Source organism: Rhodovastum atsumiense, assembly GCF_937425535.1.
In the GTDB taxonomy this organism is placed as follows: Bacteria; Pseudomonadota; Alphaproteobacteria; order Acetobacterales; family Acetobacteraceae; genus Rhodovastum; species Rhodovastum atsumiense.
In genome coordinates, this window is sequence record NZ_OW485603.1 from 125,422 (window position 1) to 148,573 (window position 23,152).

Annotated in this window: 15 protein-coding genes and 1 pseudogene; 7 read left to right on the forward strand and 9 right to left on the reverse strand. The window is 65.5% G+C overall.

Annotated elements, in window-relative coordinates; genetic code table 11:
• Positions 1 to 40: 40 nt before the first annotated feature.
• Genes NBY65_RS30600 through mobF form a run of 5 tightly spaced genes read left to right on the forward strand, consistent with a single transcriptional unit; the run spans position 41 to position 7,228 of the window.
• Complete coding sequence (locus tag NBY65_RS30600) at positions 41 to 970, forward strand: hypothetical protein (protein WP_250265987.1); 930 nt, start codon at positions 41 to 43, stop codon at positions 968 to 970.
• Positions 967 to 1,833: a hypothetical protein gene (locus NBY65_RS30605; protein ID WP_250265988.1), complete on the forward strand. Its 867-nt coding sequence runs from the start codon at positions 967 to 969 to the stop codon at positions 1,831 to 1,833. Before NBY65_RS30600 ends, NBY65_RS30605 begins: the two co-directional genes overlap by 4 nt.
• On the forward strand, positions 1,833 to 2,327 hold the full coding sequence (locus NBY65_RS30610; protein ID WP_250265989.1) for a hypothetical protein: 495 nt from the start codon (positions 1,833 to 1,835) through the stop codon (positions 2,325 to 2,327). Before NBY65_RS30605 ends, NBY65_RS30610 begins: the two co-directional genes overlap by 1 nt.
• Complete coding sequence (locus NBY65_RS30615; RefSeq protein WP_250265991.1) at positions 2,324 to 4,264, forward strand: type IV secretion system DNA-binding domain-containing protein; 1,941 nt, start codon at positions 2,324 to 2,326, stop codon at positions 4,262 to 4,264. The genes NBY65_RS30610 and NBY65_RS30615 overlap by 4 nt, the downstream gene beginning before the upstream one ends.
• Positions 4,265 to 4,282: 18 nt before the next feature.
• A complete protein-coding gene (gene mobF, locus NBY65_RS30620; RefSeq protein WP_150045634.1) occupies positions 4,283 to 7,228 on the forward strand; it encodes a MobF family relaxase in 2,946 nt (981 codons plus the stop codon).
• Between the two features lie 441 nt (positions 7,229 to 7,669).
• Here the strand turns inward: mobF and NBY65_RS30625 are convergent, their stop codons facing one another.
• Both NBY65_RS30625 and NBY65_RS30630 read right to left on the reverse strand, forming a co-directional pair.
• Complete coding sequence (locus tag NBY65_RS30625; RefSeq protein WP_203330752.1) at positions 7,670 to 8,629, reverse strand: amidoligase family protein; 960 nt, start codon at positions 8,627 to 8,629, stop codon at positions 7,670 to 7,672.
• Positions 8,630 to 8,768: 139 nt separating this feature from the next.
• Positions 8,769 to 9,620, reverse strand: coding sequence for a metallophosphoesterase family protein (locus NBY65_RS30630; RefSeq protein WP_150045633.1), 852 nt, complete (start codon positions 9,618 to 9,620; stop codon positions 8,769 to 8,771).
• Positions 9,621 to 9,864: 244 nt separating this feature from the next.
• Between NBY65_RS30630 and NBY65_RS34190 the strand changes: the two are divergent.
• Positions 9,865 to 10,035 (forward strand): annotated as a pseudogene (locus NBY65_RS34190) (transposase); the annotation flags it as partial.
• A 339-nt stretch (positions 10,036 to 10,374) separates the two neighbouring features.
• Here NBY65_RS34190 and tnpC read toward each other — a convergent pair.
• The 6 genes from tnpC to traF form a co-directional block, all read right to left on the reverse strand.
• Positions 10,375 to 11,976 carry an IS66 family transposase gene (gene tnpC, locus NBY65_RS30635; protein ID WP_150045632.1) on the reverse strand — a complete coding sequence of 534 codons (1,602 nt, stop codon included), beginning with the start codon at positions 11,974 to 11,976 and terminating at the stop codon, positions 10,375 to 10,377.
• Positions 11,977 to 12,038: 62 nt separating this feature from the next.
• The gene (gene tnpB / locus NBY65_RS30640; RefSeq protein WP_150045631.1) at positions 12,039 to 12,386 is read right to left on the reverse strand and encodes an IS66 family insertion sequence element accessory protein TnpB; all 348 of its coding nucleotides are present in this window, start codon (positions 12,384 to 12,386) and stop codon (positions 12,039 to 12,041) included.
• A complete protein-coding gene (gene tnpA / locus NBY65_RS30645; protein ID WP_150045630.1) occupies positions 12,383 to 12,901 on the reverse strand; it encodes an IS66-like element accessory protein TnpA in 519 nt (172 codons plus the stop codon). The genes tnpB and tnpA overlap by 4 nt, the downstream gene beginning before the upstream one ends.
• Positions 12,902 to 13,178: 277 nt before the next feature.
• Positions 13,179 to 16,337: a conjugal transfer protein TraG N-terminal domain-containing protein gene (locus tag NBY65_RS30650; protein ID WP_250265993.1), complete on the reverse strand. Its 3,159-nt coding sequence runs from the start codon at positions 16,335 to 16,337 to the stop codon at positions 13,179 to 13,181.
• A gap of 2 nt (positions 16,338 to 16,339) precedes the next feature.
• Positions 16,340 to 17,746, reverse strand: coding sequence for a conjugal transfer protein TraH (locus NBY65_RS30655; protein WP_162530863.1), 1,407 nt, complete (start codon positions 17,744 to 17,746; stop codon positions 16,340 to 16,342).
• A gap of 26 nt (positions 17,747 to 17,772) precedes the next feature.
• Complete coding sequence (traF, locus tag NBY65_RS30660; RefSeq protein ID WP_162530864.1) at positions 17,773 to 18,732, reverse strand: conjugal transfer protein TraF; 960 nt, start codon at positions 18,730 to 18,732, stop codon at positions 17,773 to 17,775.
• 356 nt (positions 18,733 to 19,088) lie between these two features.
• Here traF and NBY65_RS30665 point away from each other — a divergent pair, with 356 nt between their 5' ends.
• Positions 19,089 to 20,318 (forward strand): acyltransferase family protein, encoded by a 1,230-nt coding sequence (locus tag NBY65_RS30665; RefSeq protein ID WP_150045301.1) that lies wholly within the window; start codon positions 19,089 to 19,091, stop codon positions 20,316 to 20,318.
• Positions 20,319 to 20,365: 47 nt separating this feature from the next.
• Here the strand turns inward: NBY65_RS30665 and traN are convergent, their stop codons facing one another.
• Positions 20,366 to 23,152, reverse strand: coding sequence for a conjugal transfer mating pair stabilization protein TraN (gene traN / locus NBY65_RS30670; RefSeq protein WP_150045302.1), 2,787 nt, complete (start codon positions 23,150 to 23,152; stop codon positions 20,366 to 20,368).

Below are 23,152 nucleotides of genomic sequence, written 5' to 3' on the forward strand. Positions count from 1 at the left end.
AGAAGGCACCAACAAACACTGGAAGCGGAGGTAACAAGACTTGAACGAGCAGACCGACGTTAAGAAGAAGGGCAGGCCTGCGAGCGGACCAACCTCTTTCTCTCCCATCAATCCGGTCTCGTTGATTCAGCCGCCAGCAAAGCTTCCCGAAATTGCCCTGGGACGGCCGATGCCGGACGCCGATCTTCGTGATACATTCTCGCAAAGTGCCAAGCTTCAAGCACAAAAGACCAACGTTTCAGGAAAAACAAAGATCATATTCTTCATCGGGCGCGGCCGCACGGGGAAAAGCACGAACATCCGCTATCACATTGCGCAGCTGGCACGGAAGCAAAAGAACTTCATCGCTCTCGATGCCGATAAAACCAATCCAGTGCTCGGCCAATATATCGGAGGCGTTGGCATGCCTCCCTCCTACGAAGACGAGGCCATCGCCTCCTGGCTGTCTGAAACCATCCTGAGCGCCATCCCTCATGGCATCCATGTGCTGGTCGATTTCGGTGGCGGCGATACAAGCCTCGCCTATGTCGTCCGCTTCTTGCCCCACATCGTCGGCAGCATCGAGCAGATGGGCGGCGCCGTCGTCACTTGCTGCGCCCTTGGCACGTCGGTCGATGACCTGTCACCCTTCGCCAATCTCTACAACCTTGGCTTCCGCCCAACCGCCACCGCCTTCCTCTTCAACGAAGCGGCTGCGCCCACCCTGCATCCCTCGTCTTTCGCCGACATCCAGGCTCACTCCTTCTATCGCCGGCTGACCGACGAACATGCGGCCGTATCGCTGCTTATCCCCGCCTTGAAGGTCGCGCAGGCTGTCGAGGCCCGTCGGCTGAACTTCTTCGACGCCAAGGAAGGGGCCCAACCCGATACGCAGGCGCCACCTCTCCGGCTGTTCGAGCAGCTGATTCTCGGCGGCTGGCTCGCGAACATGGAACAGGTCTATCAGCCGGTCGGCAGCTGGTTCGAATGACGACCACTCCACCCGCTGTTCCCGCCAATGATGGCGTCCCGACTCCCGAAGAAGTTGCAGCGGCCTTGGCCGCCGCCCAGGCGCAGCTCCACGCCGCGCGGAGCCATCCCGCTTACCAGGGAGATCCAGCCTATCCCATCATCCAGGCGCTGATTGCCACCGTGGGCGGCTTGCAGACCCTCTACGATGGTCTACGCACCTCAACGCGTCAGATCCTTACCACGGCTCAGCGCCAGCAGCTTGAACTTGCCACGGCTGCGCATCAACAGCGTGAGCAGCTCAACAAGGATTTCGCGATACAGCATGAGGCCGCGCTGGCCCGGGTCAAGGCGGAAGAGCTGGCGCAGCAGGCTCATATCCGCGCCGGCCTCGTCGACGCAGCCCAGGACGCATTGAAGGAACTGCTCCGCGCCGACCGCAGGCATACCCGCCTTCGGACCTGGGCAGCTCTCATGGTACCTGCGGTCGGGCTTCTCGTGGTCGGTCTGATCATGGGCTGGTACGCCCGCGGCGCCGACGCCATGACCAGGCTGACCGCCGATGTCCACAACCTCGCCGTCCTGACCCAGGCCACGCAGCAAACCTCTGCCACCCTGCAAGCGATTTCTGGCCTGCTCACGCACGGCATGTCCGCTGCCGAGCTGGCCAGCCTCGCGAGCCTCAACGAGGTCATTGCCCTCAATGCCATTGGTAAGGTTCCGGAGGACACTGTTCCTTCCCCTTGCATCGCCGCGGTGCCGGACGGGGTGATCCGGACCGGCACGCGGTCGATCAAGGCCTGTGTCATCCCCCTCAAGGACAGCGTGGTGGTGCGCGGCGGCCTTTTCCTGACCCAGGCTGTTACCGGCAGAGCACGGAACTGATGAGCAAACCGAAGGCAGAACGGGGGCCGCAGCTATGCGTGCGCGTCTCGGAAGAGGAACTCAAGGTCCTCACGGTCCTGGCGCAATCCGCCGGATACGCCAGTGCCGCTGGATTCCTGCGGTATCTGGGGCAACGCGCCATTCGGGCCGAAGCGATTCCGCCCTCTACCGGACTGGTGTGCCCAGCGCCTCCCCCCGATGGTCGCATCGAGGAACTCCAACAGAGACTGGCCGAGCTGTCGGAGCAGGTTGGCCGAATTGAAAAACTGATCCAGGCGGGATTGGCTCACCTGTCTTTCCTTGAGGGATTGGTGCGCTCCACCGCTCTCCAGGCGACCTCGGCATCCTACATGGCCATCCAGGTCTGGCGGCTCCTTGCCGATGAGGCACTCCGGCCGCCCTCCGGCATCCCGTCGCAGATGCTCAGCGACATCCAGGAACTGCATCGCCGAGCCTTGGCCGCTGCGGAAAGCCACGGAGCCACGACGGGATGAACCAGCAGGCTCAGCACATCGCCGACGACGTCTCCCGCGGCGTCGGCCTCCTGCACCTGCGCCTGCGGATCCAGCTGCAGAGCCTCATCCGGATCGTACTGATCTCCCTGGCCGGCTTCGCGGTGACGCCGTTGCTCACCATCTGGGCCCTGGCCGAAAAGCACGCCATCGCTGGAGCCACCTGGTGGAAGATCGCCGCCATTCTCTGCGAGAGCAATGCCTGCCAGCGCCCCTTGCATCCAATGGGAGATCCACGGATCTGGCCCGCCGGGTCAATCATCTCCAACCATTGGTTTACCGCCCAGGCCACCGCGATCACCGACCTGTTCTGGCGCGGTGTCATGTACGGCGTCCTCGTCACCCCGATCCTGACCCTGTGCCTCTATCTTGGCGTCCGCGCCATCGGCAGCGCGGCCCGTGATCCCTACCTCCTGCGTGGCCGCAGCCTCACCTCCGACAAGCGCCTGGCCGATGACCTGATCCGCCGCCGCGCCGCCAGCGACCTTGCCATCGGCACCATCCCCCTCGTCCTCGGCAAGGAAACCCAGCACATCCTGATGGCCGGCACGGTCGGTGCCGGCAAAACCCAGGCCATGTACCGCTTGCTCGACCAGATCCGTGCCCGCGGCGACATCGCCATCATCTACGACATCGCCGGTGCCTACATCCCGAGCTTCTACCGCCCCGAGCTTGGCGACCGGATCCTCAATCCGCTCGACCGCCGCTCCGCGTCCTGGTCGCCCTGGGCCGAGATCAACAACCCCGCCGCCGCCGATCGCCTTGCCGCGTCCCTCATCCCCTCGCCGTCCGGTCCCAACCAGTTCTTCTCCGACGCGGCCCGCGCCATCTTCTCCACCGGCTTGCGTCTGCTCCAGGAGGCGCAGCCGCGCACCGTCCTTGAGCTGTTCCGTCTGCTGGTGGTCGCCCCCCGCGAGGAAAAGCAGCGGAGCTTCGCCGGCACCGAGATCGCCAGGTTCTACGACCCGGAGGCAGGCCGCACTGCCGCCGCCATCGACGTCACCGCCGCCAATTACATCCGCAGCCTGCGCTTCCTCCGGGCCGATGCCGGCAGCAATGATTTCAGCCTCTCCGACTTCATCCGGTCGGCCGACCAGGCGACCGCTGCCAACACCGCCCAACCGTGGCTGTTCATCAGCTCCCGCCGGCGGGAGCATGATGCCTTGCGGCCGCTCATCACCTGCCTGCTGGACTCCGCGATTGCCGCGGCCCTGTCGTTGCCGGAGAACCTGAACCGCCGGATCTGGATCTTCCTCGACGAGTTGGACAGCCTGCAGCAGCTGCCCAGCCTCGCGGCCGCCCTGCAGGAAGGCCGCAAATACGGCATCTGCATCGTCGCCGGGCTGCAGGACCTGCAGCAGCTGATGGACGTCTGGGGCAAGGAGCGCGGCGAGGCGATCCTCTCGTTGTTCAACACCGCTGCCATCTTCCGGCTCAACTCCAACTTCAGCGCCGAGTACATGTCCAGGCTGCTCGGCGAGGCCGAGCGGGAGCGCACCGAGGAGTCGGCCCGCTACGGTGCGCACATGAGCTACGAATCGCTGAACCTGGGCACCCGGCGAGATGTCGAGCGGGTGGTGCTGCCCACCGACATTATGACGCTGGCGGACCTGCACTGCTATGTGCGCCTGCCGGGTGCCTACCCGGTGGCCCGGACCCGCCTGCCCGACCCCGGCAAGACCGCCCGGCCGAAGCGGCATGCGCCCTTTGAGGAAGCGGATCTGTCCGGGTCGGTCTCGGCCCATTTGCGGGCGGCCGCCTCGCTCCCGGCCGACGCTGCGTCAGCGTCCACCACGCAGGCTGTCCCCGGGCCGCAGGAGCCACCCACGCCGGACCAGCCAGCAAGGGATCGCCCCCCTGAGCAGGCGCTGACCTTTGCGCCCGCGCAGGACGGGCTCGAGTCCTTCCCACAGCTTTGACCGCGGGCCGCGTCCCCCATGCTCTCCGCCGCCGCCATCAAGAGCGCCAACCAGGCTGCCAGCTACTTCGCCAAGGACAACTACTATACCGCCGAGGCCGAGGGCCCGAGCGCCTGGTGGGGCGCCGGCGCCACCGCGGCGGGCTTCTCCGGCGGCGTCGACGCTGCGCGGTTCGAGGCCGCCCTGCGCGGCGAACTGCCGGACAGCACCCGGCTCGGCACCGAGCGGAACGGTGAATGGCAGCACAAGCCCGGTTGGGACCTCACCTGGTCGGCCCCGAAATCGGTCTCCCTCCTCGCCCTGGTCGGGGGCGACACCCGGCTGATCACGGCACACGACAACGCCGTGCGAGCGGCGATGGCGCATATCGAGGCCACTCAGGTCCATACCCGCATCCGCCAGGGCGGGGACGTTGCGCTCACCCAGACCAACAACCTCACCGCCGCCCTGTTCCGCCACGACGTCAACCGCAACCAGGAGCCGCAACTCCACACCCATGCCGTCGTGCTCAACGCTACCCGTACCGAGGACGGGCAGTGGCGCAGCATCGAGAGCAAGCCGATGCTCAAGGCGATCAAGGCCAGCGGGGAATTCTACCGGGTCCATCTCGCCGCCGAAATCCGCCGGCTCGGCTATGACATCGTGCCCGGCAAGGACGGCACCTTCGAGATCGCCGGTATCGGCCAGGAGACCCTCGACCGTTTCTCTTCCCGCTCCGCCCAGGTCGAGGCACGCCTCGAGGACAAGGGGCTGACCCGGGCCACCGCGTCGACCGGGCAGAAGATGGATGCCGCCCTGCGGAGCCGCCGCGCCAAGGAGCCGGTCGACCGCGCCGTGCTGACGGCCGCGTGGCAGGCCCGCCTCGGCGAGGACCTGCGGGCGCTGGCCTCCCTGGTGCGAACCGCCACGCGGCACGAACAGTCCTATACGCGGTTCGCCTGGTCGCAGCAGAGGGCCGCCCGGGAGGCGGTTGAAACAGCCACTTCCGCCCTCTCGGAACGGGAGCAGGCCTTCTCGCATGACCGGCTCATGCAGGCGGCCAGCCGCTTCGCGCTCGGTCGTGCCACGCCGGATGCTGTCGAGCGGGCGGTCGCTCACCTGGTCACGGCCGGCGCCCTGGTCCCGCGTGACGTCACCGAGCCCTCGCCGCAGATCCGGGCCGACACCGTACGTCCCGGCTACACGACCCCCGCCGCCATCCGCACCGAGCTCAAGCTGTTCGACCTGCTTGACCACGCCAAGGGCGCGGCACGGCCATTCCTCTCCGCCAACGCCGCCCAGGCTGCTGTCCGTGCCGCGGAGGAGCGCTCCGCGGCCATGGGGCACAGCTGGAATGAGGCCCAGCGCGCCGCCGCCACCGGCATTCTCAGGTCACGCGACCGGGTCGTCGTGCTGCAAGGCGCGGCCGGCACCGCCAAGACCTCCACCGTGCTTGCCACCGTCGCCGCCGCTGCCAGCGCCGCGGGCCACACCGTGCGGGCCCTCGCGCCGTCCGCCTCCGCCGCCCAGACGCTCGGCAAGGCCCTCCATCTGGAAGGGCAGACCGTGCACCGCTTCCTGTCTGACCTGGCGCGGGACGGCTCCTCTCCGGGCCTGCTCGACCGCCTGGCCGGTGGCCACGAGGTGTGGATCGTCGACGAGATGAGCCTGCTTGGCACCGGAAAAACGGTGGAACTGCTGCAGGCGGCGAAAGAGCAGCGCGCCAGGGTCATCCTCACCGGCGACCGGCTCCAGCTCGGCAGCGTCGAGGCCGGCCAGGCCTTCACGCAGGCGCAGGAGCGGGGCCTGGAGACTTTCCGTCTCGATGAGATCGTCCGCCAGCAAACCGCCGACGGTCGCGCCGCGGTCAAGGCCATCATCGCCCGCGATGCCGCCACCGCCTTCCAGGCGTTGGAACGCGATGGCGGCCGGATCGTCGAAGAGGCCACCGCCAACGACCGGATCATGATGATGGCCCGGCACTATGCCGGCCTCTCTCCGGCGGAGCGGGCCAATACCCTCCTGATCGACCCCAGCCGGGAGGGCAGCGAGGCGATCAAAGGCACGGTCCGCACCTTGCTGCGGATGCAGGGCGAGTTGGCCGGGCCGGCGGCGCAGGGGACCCGCCTGCTCGATGCGGGGCTTGCCAACGCGGAGAAACGGTCCGCCGTTTCCTACACGGTCGGCCAGGTGATCCGCACGGCCAAGGGCCTCGACACCGAGGACGGACGGCTGGACCCGGGCGAATATGCCGTCATCAGCGCGATCGACACCCGCCAGGATCGCCTGGCCCTTCGCACCGGGGATGGCCGGGCTCTCACCTTGGCCACCCGCGGCATCGGCCCGCGCCACCTGGATGTCTTCCAGCCGGCGCAAGGTGACCTGCAGGTCGGCGACCGCATCCGCTGGAACCGCAATGACACCCGGCTCGGGTTGGCGCGCGGTGACTTTGGAACCATCACCGCCATTGATGGCAACCAGGCGACTATTGGCTTCGAGAAGGGACACGAGCTGCGGCTCGACGTCACCGAGCCTCGTCACCAGCACTACGACTATGCCTATGCCGTGACTGCCTACAGCGCGCAGGGCATGACCAAGGATTGGGTGCTGCACGCGGAATCCTGGCGGGTGAACCTGATCAACTGGCGCAGCATGTACGTTGGCATCTCACGCGGCACGACCAGCGGCACCATCATCACGGATGACCGCGCCCTGCTGGAGGAGGCCATCGGTGTTCGTGCCGGCGAGAAGAGTCTAGCCATTGACCCCGACCTGATCACCCGCGTCCGCGACGCCACGCAGGAGGCCGTCAGCAATGCCACGCGCAGCCAGATTGTCGTCGAGGTCGAACGGCCCCACGCGGACGAGGCGCTTCATCAGCGTGCCGCCCGCGCCCTCATGGCCAGGATCAAGGGCCACCAATCCACCGCATCACCTGAAACGTCGAAATCAAACGGCCATGAATTAAATATTAATTCAGAATGAAAGACCATAATATAAGCAATAATCAAGAATATTGTGTCATATCCATATAAATTAATATGAAGCTACGCCATTTATCTGGTATTTTATTGGATATGATCCACGTTGTATTTGATATCGAGAGTTCAATGACTCCAAAAGATCTTCGCCAATGTCCTTCAAATTAAAATTAATCATCAGATATATATTAATGCTCTTCTTAAATCGGAACAGCGAAACGTATATTAATACAAATTTACCTACTGGTCAAAATCCGACGGATGCTACTACATTGCGAGTAGCTAGATCCGACCCGAAGCCGATTTTCGCCGCCTGGGCCTCAGCGCCCGGTTCGGGGCCTGATGCGGCTGATTGCCTCCGGGGGAGGCCCATCCTCCGGCACGCTGCAGGGCGAAGCAAGGCTGTTCATATGCAGACACGGAGTCATTGCACGTCCATGAACGGCTATTCCTCGAACGCCAGCCGCGCCGAGATGTCCGCCCAGTCCGGCGGTCTTTGTGCCGCCGCCAAATAGCCCGCGGCGAGACGCTCGAGCCGCGGGCGGTCCGCCGCTAACCGCTCCACCGCTACCCAGCGGTTCCAATCCGGCGCGATGCTCCAGCCAGGCTGGCTCACCCGTGCAGTCGGAAGGCGATAGTGTAGGACGGGCCGCTTGCTGATCTTCTCATTCGGAAGGCGTGCGCGCACCCCTCGCTCGTCGAAACAGAGGAACAGCGGCAGGAGATCGAGATCGCGGTCCCGTGTGGGGTTCGCCGCCAGGTAGTCGCGCATCAGGTTGTCGAGACCCGGCCAGTAATCCGCCGCCGCTACCCGTCGGACATAATCCGCCGGAAAGCCACGCCCGAAAGGAAGCCGACGTGGCCTGCTCTCGCGGCGCAGCCAGTCGTTGAGCAGCACGAACGCCTTCAGGATCGCCGTGATCGTCTCCGCGTCCAGCCGTGGCGGCTCGGGGTTGAAGTGGAGTCCATATGCGACGGGCCCCACTTCCCGCGCTCCCGCCCGGCGCAGCACCTCCACGGCACGATCGACCAGCGGCAACTGGTCGATCGGCATCGGCCGAGTCACAAGTTCCCGTGGCACGAAGGCGTGCACCGCTGTTCCCAGCCAGGCCGCCCAGGTGACGCCGAGCCGTCCCCAGCGCGTTCCCGGATGGCGCTGCGGATGGACGTACCGCGTATCCATCTCAACCGTCAGCGTCCCCAGCACCGTCCCTTCGACGAGCAGCGCATGCGCGTCCTCTTCGGCGACAATCCCACCAAGCCCTTCCGCGAGCACTGCCGCGGCCTGCCGTGCCGTCAGTGCGCCGAACTCCACTTCGACGCCAACGCTGCGCAACTGCCCGGCCGCGTTCTCCCGCATCGGCGGATCGGCGAAATCGCCCGGTGACGAGAGCATCAGGTGCATCAGGCGCCGCCTGGCCCGGCGGCGGCCTGCGTGTCGCCTCGACGTTCCGCCGGATGCATGACCACGCGTGAAATCCTGCAAGGGTGCGACCGCAGCCCGTCGCCGGCGCAGGGCGGAATGGCGAACACTGCCGTCGACATCAGTGACGGCTCCGATCCGCTGGTCCGTGGAGGCCCAGCTCCCGCGTCTGTACCGTCCCGGCCGGGGCTTCCGCCACGCCGGTTTCGCGTGTCCGGGTCGTCCAGGCGCGGCCGTCCCACACCCGAATGGAAATCACCGGCCTGGCGTCCGCGCCGATCCGGATGCGGTTATAAGCGTTCGGCTCGCCGCGAAGCCGGACCGAAGTGGACGTGGCGCCCTGCACGATCAGCGGCGAGTCCCCGGCCGCCGAGGCGAAGCGCGCGTATCCCCTGTGCAGGTGTCCGGCCAGTACCAGTCGCACGCCAAGTTGCGTGAGTGCCATGACCGCGCGCTCTGCCCCGCCCACCAGCTTCACCTTCGGACCGCCTTCCGGCGGCACCAGCGGATGGTGAGCGACCACAATGCGCACCAGGCCCGCCGGCATGGCGGCGAACCGCTCGGCGAGCCCCGTCAACCGCTTGCGCGTAACCCGACCTCGCGACCAGTCCAGGCTTTGGCCATAGCGCCTGGCCGTGTTGAGTCCGGCGACCGCCACATGTCCGTTGTGCCAGATCGGTTCCGTCTCCGCCGCGACTTCCTGTCGCCACCGTCCATAAGGGTCGAGAAAGCGCTCGATCAGCGCGAAGGGCGTGATGTCGTGGTTACCAGGTACGGCCAGCACCGGCGCGCCGAGCCCATCCAGGAAAGCGCGAGCCGCCCGGAACTCGTGCCGTCGCGCCCGCATCGTCAGGTCGCCGCTGACTGCCACCAGGTCGGGTGGGTCGCCGGTCAGCTCTTCGGCCAACGCCGACACCACGGCGTGGTCCTCAGCGCCAAAATGCAGGTCGGTCAGGTGCGCGATCAGTGTCACGGGCGCTCAGCGCCGGGACGCACCTGCGGTTGCACCGGAGCGCGACATCGCGCAAATCATGCCGCGAACCACGGGGATGTGAGGCGCCCCGACAAACCGCCCTTCGTGCGGCCTCAAGGTAAGCGGGGCGTCGGCGACACCCTGTGCTGCGGGGGCGGTTTGGTGCCAGATGTCGTCCATGGCGGAGGACGACGAAATGGCGAAGCGGTCTTTGCCGACAGAGAGCGCTCTTACGACTGGTCATATGAGCGATTGCAGTGTGGCCGTCGAGGTGACCACCGGCGGCAAGCGCCGACGTTGCTGGACGGTCGAGCAGAAGCGCCAGATCGTGGCCGAGAACCTGGAACCGGGTGTGTCAGTGGCGATGGTAGCGGCCAGGCACGGCATCAGCAGCGGGCAGTTCTATGCCTGGCGGCAGCAACTGTTGCTGCGTGACGCCCCCAGCGCTGCGATCGACGCCACGCCGAGCTCGGAGGGTGCCGCGGTGATGGCGCCCGCCCCACCCCGGGAGACTGCCATTTCTACCCCGCCGACGCCGGAGATTCCGGTTGCGCCGTTGCCGCCCGCCCGGCTGGACGCTGAGATCGTGTTGCCAAGTGGTGTGTCGGCACCGGTGGCCACCGATTCCGGGGCTGACGACGCTGCGACGACCCATCGCCGAAGCGTCCTCGGCAGCCCGATGGCCGCCCGAGCGGAGCACGGGCGGGCCGATAGATCCGGTGATGCCACGCCGCATGGCGCGCTGGCGTATGCGCTACGCTGCCCCTGCCACGGGGACCGCACCGGGCGGTCGCCAATTCCAGGGCAGCAGCTGCTCGAGTTCGTGCTGCCTGGTACGGCCGGAGACGAGGCGTTCCAGCACATCGGTGAGCCAGGCGAGCGGCTCGACACCGTTCAACTTGGCTGTTGCGATCAGCGTCATGGCGATCGCCCAGTGCTCGGCGGCACCGTTGCTTCCGGCGAACAACGCATTCTTTCTTGTGAGAGCCACCGGACGGATCGCGCGTTCCACACTGTTCGTGTCGAGTTCGATGCGGCCGTCCTCGAGGAACAGCACCAGACCGGACCAGTGCCGCAGGGCGTATCGCATGGCCTTGGCCAGATCCGAGCTGCCAGACAGCCGCGGCAGCTGTTCCTGCAGCCAGGCGTGCAGGGCCTCGACGATCGGACGGCTGCGCTCCTGGCGGACGGCGCGGCGGTGTTCGGCCGACTGGCCACGGATCTCCGCCTCGATCTCGTAGAGCTTGCCGATGCGCGCGAGCGCTTCGGCGGCGATCGGCGACTTGGTCGAGACAAAGAACTCGTAGAAGGGCCTCCTTGTGTGGGCCCAACAAAATGCGAGCTGGATCGAGTCGTCGCGGCGGCCGGTGACCAGGCTGGCGAACCCGGCGTAGCCGTCGACCTGCAGTACGCCGCGGAACTTCGCCAGATGTCCCATGGGATGCGTGGCTTTGCGGTCCTCGCCGTAGAGGTAGGCGGCCGCCGGGTGCGTCGCCCCCTTCCACGGCCGATCATCGACCGCGTAGCACCACAGCCGTCCCGTTCTGGTCTTGCCCTGGCCGGGATCGAGCACCGGCAGCGTGGTGTCGTCGGCGAACAGCTTCGGCGCGGACAGCACAGTCGAGACCACCAGGTCGTAGAGCGGACGCAGCCACCAGCACGTCCGTCCCACCCAGTCGCTCAGCGTCGAGCGGTCGATCGTGATGCCTTCGCGCTTCAGCATCTCGGCCTGCCGATACAACGGCAAGAAGTCACAGAACTTGCTGACCAGGATCTGCACCAGCAACGCCTCGGTTGCCATCCCGCCATCGATGGGCCGCTCCGGTGCGGGCGCCTGCACCACCGCCTCGCTGCAGGTGCGGCAACCATAGCGCGGGCGCCTTGTGACCTTCACCCGCAACTGCGCGGGCACGCGGTTCAGCATCTCCGTGCGGGCCTCGCCGATCAGATGCAGCGCACCGCCGCAGCAGGGGCACTCCTTGCTCTCGACGTCAATCACCACCTCGTCGCGCGGTAGATGTCCCGGCAGTGCGCCGAGATTGCGTAGCGGGCGGGCGGCACGACGTTGCCGCCGCTTCTCCTCTGAGGTCTCCGCGGCGTCCTTCGCCGCTTCCTGTGCAGCCGCCTCCTGCTCAAGATCCTCGATGACGAGAGCGAGCTGGTCGGGCGACATCTGCTCAGAACGGCGGCCGAAGCGATGGCGCAGCAGCTTCCGGACCATGGCCTGCAGTTTCTCAACCTCGGCCGTCAGCTCGGTCACCTGGGCATCACGCTGCAGGGTTGCTGTGACCGCATCGCGAACCATGCTTTGCAGCACAGTGGAGTCGTCTGGCAGGGCAGTCAGGTCGATCTGCATGGCGGCATCATGAGCAATGCCGCCACGCCGCTGCCAGCGCTATTTTCATCCACGGCAATTTGTTAGCCTGCCAGTTCAGGTCTGCGACTTGTTACTGGCGCCCGCCACTCGCAACCTTCCAGCAACGTCGCCAGCTGGGCCGCCGTCAGCGAAATCGCGCCCGTGCCCGTCATCGGCCAGATGAAGTGGCCGCGTTCCAAACGTTTCGTGAGCAGACATAATCCGATGCCATCGTGCCAGAGAACCTTGATCAGTCCACCACGTTTGCCGCGGAAGGCGAACACCGCCCCATCGAATGGGTTCTGCTCAAGGATCTGCTGTACCTGCATGGCGAGACCGGCCATGCCACGCCTCATATCGGTCGTGCCGCAGGCGAGATAGACCCGTACTCCGGGTGGTGCCGCAATCATCGCCGCTCCAGGGCGGCCAATACCCGCCGCAAGGCAGCGCCATCCACCTTCGCATCCACACGCACCGACACGCCGTGCGACAGCATGATCTCGATCCGCCCATCCGGCTGACTGGGTGGCGGTGGAGCTGGCGGCGCGACCGACGCGGCTGGCGTGTCCGGTTCCGGCGGGGGTGGAGCAGCCTCCTCCCGGCGGACCTGCATGGGCACGACATCAACGCGCACGAAACCCGGCGAAGGGGTGGCCGCCGCGCCGACCGCGTTGCGGAGCAACTGCTGCCGCCAGGTGTAGAGCTGGCCGGTACTGATCCCATACTTGCGGGCCACGGTAATCGGCGATGCCCCCGGCTCCAGGCTCTCCGCCGCAATCTCGCGCTTCTGATCCACCGTCCAGATGCGACGGCGCTCGCCGCGCGTGATCACCTCAATGCGCTGCTTGCGACCGCTCGGTCGATCAGTTGGTGAAGCGTCCGCAGATTCCAACGCCGCGTCCAGCATCTTGTCGTCCTCCTTCAAGGACGACAGGGAACCCTAAATTCTACGCCCCGCACAAAGTGCCGCCGACACTCCGCTTACGCCTCAAGCGGGCCGGCCGGGACATCACCGCCGCCGCCGCCCGGCCTATGAAATGGCGCCTGCAGAAGACAGAGCGGACGGTCTTGCGCCGTCACGAACCGCCGCTCACCACCCATAGCGGCTCGTGCCACCGGGTACCATACCGTCAGATTTTGACCACGACAAAAAGGTAAATTGATACGCCTGAAATCGCGATTGTCATCTCATTTGCCTCCCTTTACGGCGCAACACCTCTGCCGGTCGCACGCCGTGTGGCACGATCCATCGCTGACCCTGGCATGAATCCACTCGGCATCAGGCCGTGCAGCCTGTTGGTTTCCGCCAGCGTCTGGAAGCGACGTGTCGCACCACCAGCATCTGCAACCTGCGCCGCGGCATCAAGCCGGTCAAGAACCTGCTCAGGATCCATTCGGGCGCCGATGGCTTCGGCTCTGACCCGGTCGGCATATTCGCTGATCATCATCGACCGGCCTGGAAATGCCCCCAGCCCCTTCGCATACCCAAAATATTCAGCCTGAGCGTCAGTCAGGCCGCCAGACCGGCCTTGTTCTCTGTAGTGCCGAATACGTTCACCATATCTGCTTTCCAAGGCGCCAACCGCGCCTGCTCCGGCACCTTCGCCATTGATGGCTCCGCTGACTGCCCCGCCGACCATACTGCTCACGCCGCCGAGCAACTCTCCCGCACGTTCCAGGGCGCCATGGGTCTGCTCACCCGCGCCTGGCGTTCGATCCCGCTGGCCTTGGATCTGATTGCCCTTGACGAAGGCGTCGGCAACTGGCGCGGCAAGTTCTGCGCCTCGTTCGCGCTGCCCGTCCTTATCGGCTTCATGGCGTGCGCGCAGTGTGCTCTCCGTGACGCGACCGACCGTCGCAGCGGCGCTCGTGAGTTCGGCCGTCACCTCGCTGGCGATGTCTCCGCCAAGATACGTGGAGGACGGAACGATCCCGGGCGCAACACCCGCATTCCGTTCAGCGCCGGACGGCAATGGCCGCGCCCCCCCAAGCGCCAGACTCATCACCTCATTGAACGAAGCCCGCCGCAACACGGAATCCTGGCCATTGAGGGAGGTATCGTACGCCCCCAGAGCCACCAGCTGGCCCATGATTTCCGCTCCTCCTGCGCCACCATAGCGGGCACGCCACTGACGGCCATACTGATTGGCCAGCGCGATCGCCCGGGCTCCCACACCGTGCCGCGCGACCGCGGCCGTCAAGGCTTCACGCGCGCGAGGTGCCACCCGGACTGCATTCACGGCCGCCTGCGCGGACTCGGTCAATGTCGCACCGCCACTGACCGTCTTCGTCGCCGCTTGCTGATAAGCCTCGGTGGCGCTCAAGCTGCGTGCCGCCGATTCCTCGAGAGCGCGCTGCTCGCCTTGGCTTCGGCTCGCGAAGACCGAGTGCTCACGATTGTCGCGAAGATCCTTGGCGGCGCTTGCAACCATAGAACTTTGAAGGGAGGGATTTTCAGCAAATGCCTGGCTAATGGCGCGTTCCGCCGCGGCTCTTTGTGACTCGGAGACTCCCTCTCTATTTGTGAGGCTAACGCTTCCGCTGGCGCCCATGCCCATTCCTGGTTTAGCAGAAAGTGCCCCCTCCATGGCCATACCCATGGCCACGTTTTTATCCACCTGAGCTGACGTGCTGATTCGCTCGGCGAGCGATGCAACACCTGAAATCGAGTTTGCCAAGGCTTCTGTTCTCGATGCCGACCATGACTGGCCAGCAGATTCCGAGTGGCCACCCCGCTCATCCACGCTGAAGCTGTTGCCGACCACTCTGGCCAGACGGCTCCGGAAATCGTTGGTCGCGGTCTCCGCCACCGAACGCGCACTCTCCACCCGGTTCGAATCAACGGCCGAATACGTCATCGCCGGGTCCACACGCTCGGACCCGGTTTGGTGCAGACCCAATGTGGGATCAATGGTGCTCAGGGGGGCCAGCGACACCTTGCTGTACTGCTGGCCGATGTCGCGCGGCGCGGCAACATCCGGCCGCAGCGTCTCACTCCCAGCCATGCGCCCGACCATCGCATCGATGCCATGCCAGGTTCCATAGGCCAGTCCCGCCGCCAGCATCGGAACGGAACTCGCCATCATGCCGCCGACGCCGATCCAAGCCAGAAGCGCCTGATCCGCCTGCAGCGTGCCCGCGAGGCTCAGGATGCCATTGCCTGCACCAACCATGGCGCTCATGGAGCCGGTCAGCGCCATATGCTCGAACAGGTTGACGATGGCCAGCAGCGGATACCACAGCTGGATCCAGAGCAGACCTCCCAGGAATTTCCCGAGCATCGGCAGCGCGCCGGTGCCGAACAGCAGCATGATCATGACGAGGGGCATCAGCGCGTACTGGAAACCCTCGATGAAGGTCATCATCGGCTGCACGTACATGCTGAATAGGGACGACTGTCCCATCCACTGCGCGGCCCGGTTCCGGGCCGCGTCGGCGATCATCGTGGCATATGAGGCGCTGTATGTGGACTCAGCGGACTGCGCCAATGCGTCGAGGAAGACTGGCACCAGCGCACTGGTCATGACGAAATCGACCACGCTGGTCGTGCCGAGGCCGATCCCGTTGAGTGCATTTGAGATGATGGTGACCGCTTCCGCCGACGACCCGGCACGCCCTCCCAGGACGGGAGCGATCTGGGTCAGGAACTGTGGGACGAAACTCGTTGCCGTGAAATTCCGAAGCTGAGTAAACGCGTTGGCGCAGTCGGTGTTGGTGGGGCTGCCGCCGATGTAGATCTCCGTGCCGTTCACGTTGGAGTTCAGCTCGAGCGCGGCAACAAAGCTTGGATTCCGCATGATCACCTCGACGCTGGTGAGGCGCAACTCGATGGCCGGGACCGTGCATTCGGAAATATAGTTGACCCAGCTGCTGTAGACATCCGCCCCCGCAACCGGCGCGTTTGCAGCACCGAAGTTGCTGACACTCATGGTGTGGATGCGGACCTTCTTGATGGTTTCCAGCGAGGCCTGGAAGCCGTGCTGAAGCATCGAAGGCGTGGAGAACGCCGTCTCGAACTGCTCGGTCAGCTTCATACCCAGCAGTGAGAGAAAAGAGCCACTTGCCACGAAGCCCACCGGCACACCGGCCTGGGTCACGACCGCCCCGGTGGACACGCTCTCGATTGCCACGGTTACCGGCGTGGCGAACACCAGGCCGTACAGAATGAAGGCGATCAGCAGCTCCTTGAAGTCGATGCTCAGATCGCCGGCGCGCAGGCTGCGGAACATCACCACCAGCGCACCGATGGCCGTGGCAATCCGGGCGGTGACCATGTAGTCGCCGCCGCCCGTGAGCATGACGATGCCCTGCAGGATCTGCTGCAGGAACGCCGTGTCGCCGATGGCGTAGATGGTCCACATTGTCAGCGGGCCATACCGGTATTGGTGATGGCATTGCCGAAGCCGCGCGGCAGCAGCATGGTGGCCCCCATCAGGCTCTGGTAGGTCGACACCACCGTTGTCAGGCTGCCCCACCGCGCCTGGTGCAGCTGCTCCTCGCTGCGCACTGCGGCCCAGCTCTGCTCGATCAGCGCCGCCACGTCCTTGGCGCGGGTATCCTGCGACACCGCGACGGACGCCCGTACCGCGCGGAGCATGTCATGGACGAGGCTCTTGGCCATCAGCCCGGCGATATGCGGCGCCGTGTCCTCGACCAGGCTCTTCGCGGCGTCCTTGCTCTTCGACGACAGACGAATGACCAACCCGCCCAGCCCATTCGGCAACAGGCCGAGGACCGCTTGCTCGTCGTTGGTGAGCGCCACGCCGCCGCCGACCTTGTCGATAATCCCACCCGAGCCGGATGTCCCTTCGAACGCGTTCAGGATCATCGTCTTGAAGCCAGTGATCCTGACCGTGGCAGCGGTCGGATTGAGGCAACCATCCTCATCCGTGGTGTCGCAGGCCAGGATCGACACTGTCCCACCATCGATCAGGGACTCGATCAGGTCAGCACGCCCGGTGATCGTCTTCACATTCAGGTTCTGCGTTCCGCCCCCCTCGGTGTCGTCGGCGAGATCGCCGACGATCACGGTGCCACCGATGTTCATCAGGACCTGCAGGAGCGCATTGTCGCCGTAGCTGAACCAGGAACTGGCGTTCTGCTTCTTCAGGGCGCGCCACGTGACATTGCCCTGGATCCGTTTGGCGGCGTCCGTCGGCGCGCCCGAGAGCACGCGCTCCACGGGGTTGCTCCCCGATGTCGTGGAGAATGCATCGAAGGCGTCACTGGCAACACCGCGCACCATGCCGATCAGCGAGGCCTTGGTGTTGTCCTGATCCGTGAAGGCGCTAGCGGCATCATTGACGATGCCCTGCGCCAACTGGCAGCTGTTGCTGAACTTGGAGACCCATTCCTGGATCTTCCGGGCCAGCGTTTCGATTGTATTCATGCAGGTCGGACACATCGCCTGCATGGCCAGCTGAAACGCGTATCCCGACGCATTGGACGCAATGGCCTTCAGCAGGGCCTCGAACTGCGCGGCATTGATAAACGAGAACGACCCGGCAAAGAAGTCGATACCGCCGCACCCTACCTTGAAGGAAGGCGGCGTGATCGAGACGAGATTAGCGTTGACGATGCGGTTGCTGACTGCGACCCCGCCCCCCGAAATCACGCCACGACGGGCGGTGCTGAACACGGAAGGCGGCGTGGCACTGGCCATGGCGTTGAACATGCTGTCCATCTCATGCGCGAGATCGGCCATCGCCACGCGCGGCACTGACCATGCCAGTACCAGGAGGACGATCACCCGGCGCACTTGCTTCCGCATCTCTGCCCACCCGGGGGATGGCACCGTCATTGCCTGTCTTCCATGTGGGCCGCGATGTAGCCGGAGAACTTTTCCGGGTCTTCCAGCAGGTCCGGTGTGATGCCGTTCGCCAGCGAGAGGAAGGACCGTTCCCGCACCGGGCGTGTTGCCCGGTAGTCATCCTCGCTGATCCAGCCGGCGAGGCGGGCGCGAAGCAACGTCCGTTCCGCGATCGCCGGCAGGCTCAGAACGCTCTCGGACAAGACCAGGAACTCACCGGGGGGCCGCATCAGCACGAGTGCCGGTGCGTCCTTGACCCCCATGCGCTGCGCCTGCCCCGCGTCGGGAGCCCATGCGCGCAGAGCGACCCTCGGCATGGGGCTCCCGTCGAGCGAAACATAGAGCACGGTGAAGCCGTACAGTCGCTGAGCGGCCTCCAGGCTTTCGACCTGCGTGCCGCACAGCGGGCAATCGGACCGAAAGAAGTAGACGAGGCCGACCGTCTGGGCCAGCGATCGCAGAAGCATCTGGGTTGCGGTGCTGGCGACCTCATTGGCGGTGTTGGCGCCCACGCTGTCCAGGGGCCGCTCGGTATTGGCGTCGAGCGCCGGCGTGGTGGCGACCACCTCCTGGAAAGTACGCCGGAACGCCGTCGACTTGTCCATCATGATTCGCTGCAGGATCAGGAAACGCCGCACATTCCCGGGCGTGGGATTGTCGATGGCCGCATCACGGTAGGTGTCGAGGTTCTGGCGAAACCAGGCAACCGACAGCGGCAAGGGCTCGGCGCGCGTGAATGGTGTAACAGACGGCTGGACCGGCGGCACAGGACTCACTGCAACGGGCATGGGTGGGGGCGATGGCGGCAAGGGAGGGTCCACCGGCTCAGCAGCCGGATCCCGATACCAGAACCACCCTTCGCGGCCGCGACTGAGCCATTCACGCCCGGGCAGTTCTTCCTGCGCTCCGGCGACATCCACGCCAACCAGCAGCGCAAGGACCGCCACGGCTGCCAGGCGCCGCCCTTTTCGGTGATTCACCGCCTCCTCCGTGAGGAATGCCCGATGTTTGGTCGTTACGGGAAAATGACTTCCAAGGGAAAGGTCCGATATGCGCTTCTAAATTCACATTGGCGCCAATTTGGTCAGAGCTGTGCGGTGCAAACATTCCAGGAATTTCCTTGCGGACTTTGGCCACGTTTGTGCTCGCAGGTCATGGCCGCCTGCCACGGGCCCACGCAAACCTCCCACGCGCCGCGGCCGACACGACGGAGTGGCCTGGCCTTATCCGGGGGCTCGCATCCGCCGTGCCTCGCGAGAGGCCCCTGGTCTGTCTGCGATAATCTCCCCTGGATATGCCGTTCATGACCCAGCCCCGCCGCCTGGCTTGCCTGGACGCGTTGCGCGGGATCGCGCTCGTCCAGGTCGTACTGTCCACCTATCTGGCGGCCTTCCATCCTGGCATCCTGCCGCAGGCACCGCTCGCCAACGGGACCTTCACCGCCATTGTGCTGGCGATTGCCTCGGACGGTTATGCCGGCATCTGCCTGTTCCTCTGCGTCAGCGGCTACGCCCTGACCTGGGCCTGCGGGAATGGACGGGTCGTGGTGCCACGGTTGCTCGCCGGCCGGACCATCCGGCTCGTGGTCCCGGCGCTGGGCGGGCTGCTGCTCGGCTGGCTGACCGCGGCAACCCTGGCCGACAAAGCCCACGCGGCAGGCATGTGGATCGGTTCCGATCTCCTCCGAGCGCTGTATCCTGTTCCGCCATCCGCCCATGCCATGGCCCGGGATGTGCTGGCCGCCACCGTCACCGGCTACAACGGCTCCAGCATTGTCGCCGACATGGTGACCACCTGGCTGCACATCCCACTGCCCCTGGAGCAGTCGGCCAATCCGGCGCTGTGGGCGCTCCCCTTGCACCTGCTCGGCTCGGCGCTGATCATCTACCTGCTCGCCGCCCGAAAGATCGGGCTGGTGCCATGGCTCGGGCTTGGCATTCTGATCGGTGCGGGGGTGTTGACGACGCCCCTGGCATGCCTGTTTGTCGGCCATCTCCTGGCCAGGGTGGCGCTGACGCGGCCCATCACCTTGCCCGCAACGCTCGCCGTGCCACTGATCGGTGCCGGTGGCTATTTTTGCCTTGTCCCCTTCCTGGAACTGCCACCGGCGTTCCTGGATCTCGTTGCCCAGGTGCCCTATCTCTCGCTTACGGCCGCCCTGGACGTGGCACGAATGTCGAAGATCACGGGAACAGCAATGATCTTCGTAGGGGTCATGCTGTGCCCGGTGCTGCAGGGCCTGCTTGCCGCGGTACCATTGCCCCAGCTGGGGCGGTATGCGTTGCCGGTGTACCTGGCCCACGTGCCGGTGATCACCGGGCTTTGCCCGGCGGTGCTGATTGCCGCACAGCTGCCGGCGGGATCCACGCGCGCACTGCTCCTGGCCGCTACGGCGCTGTGCGGCCTGGCCGCCGTTGGGGCGGTGCTCGCCTGGATCAACAGGCTCACCCGCCGTATTGCCCGGGCACTTGCCCGCATGAGCGACAGAGACGCCGCGCAGCGAGGCCAGGAGAGATTGGTGCGTCGGCGGTAGGCGCCGTCGCCCGTTCGCTCCCCTTTCGCCATGATCCGTCATGGCGTTCACGGTAGCGGGCCGGTCGTGCTCTGCAGCTGCGTCTTCGCACGGTCCATGGTCGAAGGGAGATCCAGGTCATCGAGGCGTTCGACGGAGCGCGTGACCGCATCGATGCGCGTGCCGCCGGTTGCCAGCGCATTCCCCGCTCCGGTCAGCGAGTCCACCGTGACAGAGCCGGTGTCGGCCAGCAGGCCTGACGTCGAGAGCAGCGCGATCCATTCGGACAGATCCACACGATCCCAGTCGACCGCACTGAACTGAGCCAGGGTGAGTCCGTCACAGTGCGGCGCCTTGGCCGTTCCCCAGCTGATCCCAAGCTGTGAGCGCGCCTGCTCCTGCATGATGCGGGCCAGCGGGGTGTTGAAGCAGCAATAGCTTTGCTTTCGCTCAACACAGAGGCCAAGGACATCCGTCGCACAGTAGCTGCCGACGTAATGGCATTCCTTCAGCTGCCGCTTGGTGTCGAGCTCGTACTCGGATGTTTCGCAGGCATAGATGATTTTGATCAGCGTCGTTGCAATCGAGTAGACCGCATAGGCAGCCCCGATCCAGGTGATTGCGGTGCCAACCAGGGCCCCACCACCACCGAACTGCACGCCTCCGGCCGCCATGGTGCCGCCGGTAAACGCCTGGCCTCCTCCGGCCGATGCGGAGAACAACATGTTTGCGGCGGTCTCTCCGAACACGTTGTATGTCCACTCCGCAAGCTGGTTGGTGAGCGATGCGGTGATTGAGCCCAGGACACCGGACGATGTGCTATCCGCGACCTCCCCAGAGACGGTGCTGATCAACTCGCCCGAATTTGGAGAGAGGTTCGTCCAGACCGAATTGGCCGCCGAGGTAAAGGACGCCTGTGCCTCGTCCCAGGCTGAATCGACCAGAGTGCCGAGATAGTCGATCGGCTGTTTCATCATCTCCCAGGAACCGCGGATCGTGCTATCCGCACCCAGCTTCATGATTGCCGAGTTGATCGACCTGACGCTGAACACAAGCTTCATATAATCGGCGAGGTTCACGCTGACGGCCTTGGCGCAGCAGTTCACATAGCCGCCGACGGCGACCTTGCACGTCTTGTCGTCTCCCGGGAAGATCCGGCAGCTTGCGGCGTCAGAGGGATCGGAGCAGCTGCCGTCCTGCTCCATCATCTGCACCGCCTGCAGCCGGGCCGCCACCTCAGCGAACGTGCCGTTGCTCTCGACCGTCGTCGAGGTGCATTCAGTGCCCATGCAGCGCACGGGCCCGGCGCAGACGGTGTTTTCGGCGACCGTGGTCTGGCCGGGGACAGGCACGTTGGTACCGCAGTCATAGGTGTCCACCGCGACCATGCAGGCTCCGGTCGTGGCATCTGTCATGATGCACTCGGTGTTCACATAGCTGCAGGAGGCATCATTGCGCAGGCTGGCACAGTTATCGGTGTTCGTGCCGTCGTTGTGATAGCATTGCGTGTTGCCCTGGTAGTCGGTGTAGCACGCCATGTCGCCACCGGCCGGATTGCACGTCGCCGAGACTTGCACCTGCTTGCAGAGCGGGTTCACGTACGGGGAGAAGGCCAGGGTGGTGGCTGACGTGAACCAGGCCGGGCAGACGCGCCCGATCGCCTGGGGCGTGCAGCCATCGCCGTCGAGCAGCGGCATCGCCGTGCAAGTCACCGTCGTCTTGCAGACCGAGCCACGCGACAAAGTGGCCAGCGCGATGGAGACGTCGGCGGCATTGCTCCAGCTGTCATAGCTCAGCGCCGCGGCGTTGTAGCGCACGCGCATCTGCACATAGCCTTCGCCGGCCCCGGCCACCGAGACCCGTATCTTGAAGGGGATCGTCCCACCCCTCTTGAGGATGCTGGTGACATCGACGTCACCAGGATTGTAGTCCCAACTGGTCTTCAGGTCACAGGTCCGGGTCGAGCCGGTTTCCGGGGGAAGCACGGTATCGCTTTGCCAGACCCTGGTGTCCCCCAGGTAGACCTGCATCCGGTCGTCGAACTTGGCCCTGATCACCTGCGCGGAGATGATCGCGTCCGGAGACAGGATCGAAATCGCACCGCTGTTCTCAAAGATACCACACGGCGACACCCAGTAGTTGTCGCCGATCCGGCCCAGCGTGACATCGAGGCAGCCGTCGCCGCAGGAGACGACCCTGACGTCACCCGACGATCCCGCCAGGATGCCGTTGTTGTACTCGTGCGCGAGCATTAGGTTCTGGGTCTGCACGAGGTGCCGGTCGCACTGGCGATAGTCGGGCACATGCCTGGTCGCGTTGGTCTTCGTGTAGGTCCGGGTCGTGGTGCAATCACCGAACAGGGAGGAATCTCTGGCAAGGGTGTTGAACACGTCACGCGACGTGCCGAACACCGCATCGCTGCGCAGGTTCGGCGTGGTCCGGTTGTAGCTTTGCAGCAGGGTCGAGTACGCCGCCGCGCTCGAATCGTTCCCGCCAGCCAGGGAATGCTGTGCGGTGGCACCGATCGCCGTCCGTCCGTTCAAGCTCGTCCCCGACGCCGACAGCGCGGGCGCGGTCACCGCGCCGGAGCCGGGCACGATCTGGCTCGGCGAGAGTGTCACCTGCTTCGGCGTCCCAGGGTTCAGGACGATATTGCCGCTGGCGTCCTGGCCGAACAGCGAGGTCGCATTCGGCTGGATGGCAGCGGCCGCAGCGTTGCCACGAGCCGCCGCATCGGACAGTGAGTCGGCGTAGGCCGGGACGATCTGCCCCCAGAGCAGGCAGCCGGAGGCCACCAGGCTGACACCCAGGCGGCCGCGGCGGAGCACCCGGGCGAAGAGCGAGGCGCCGGTCAC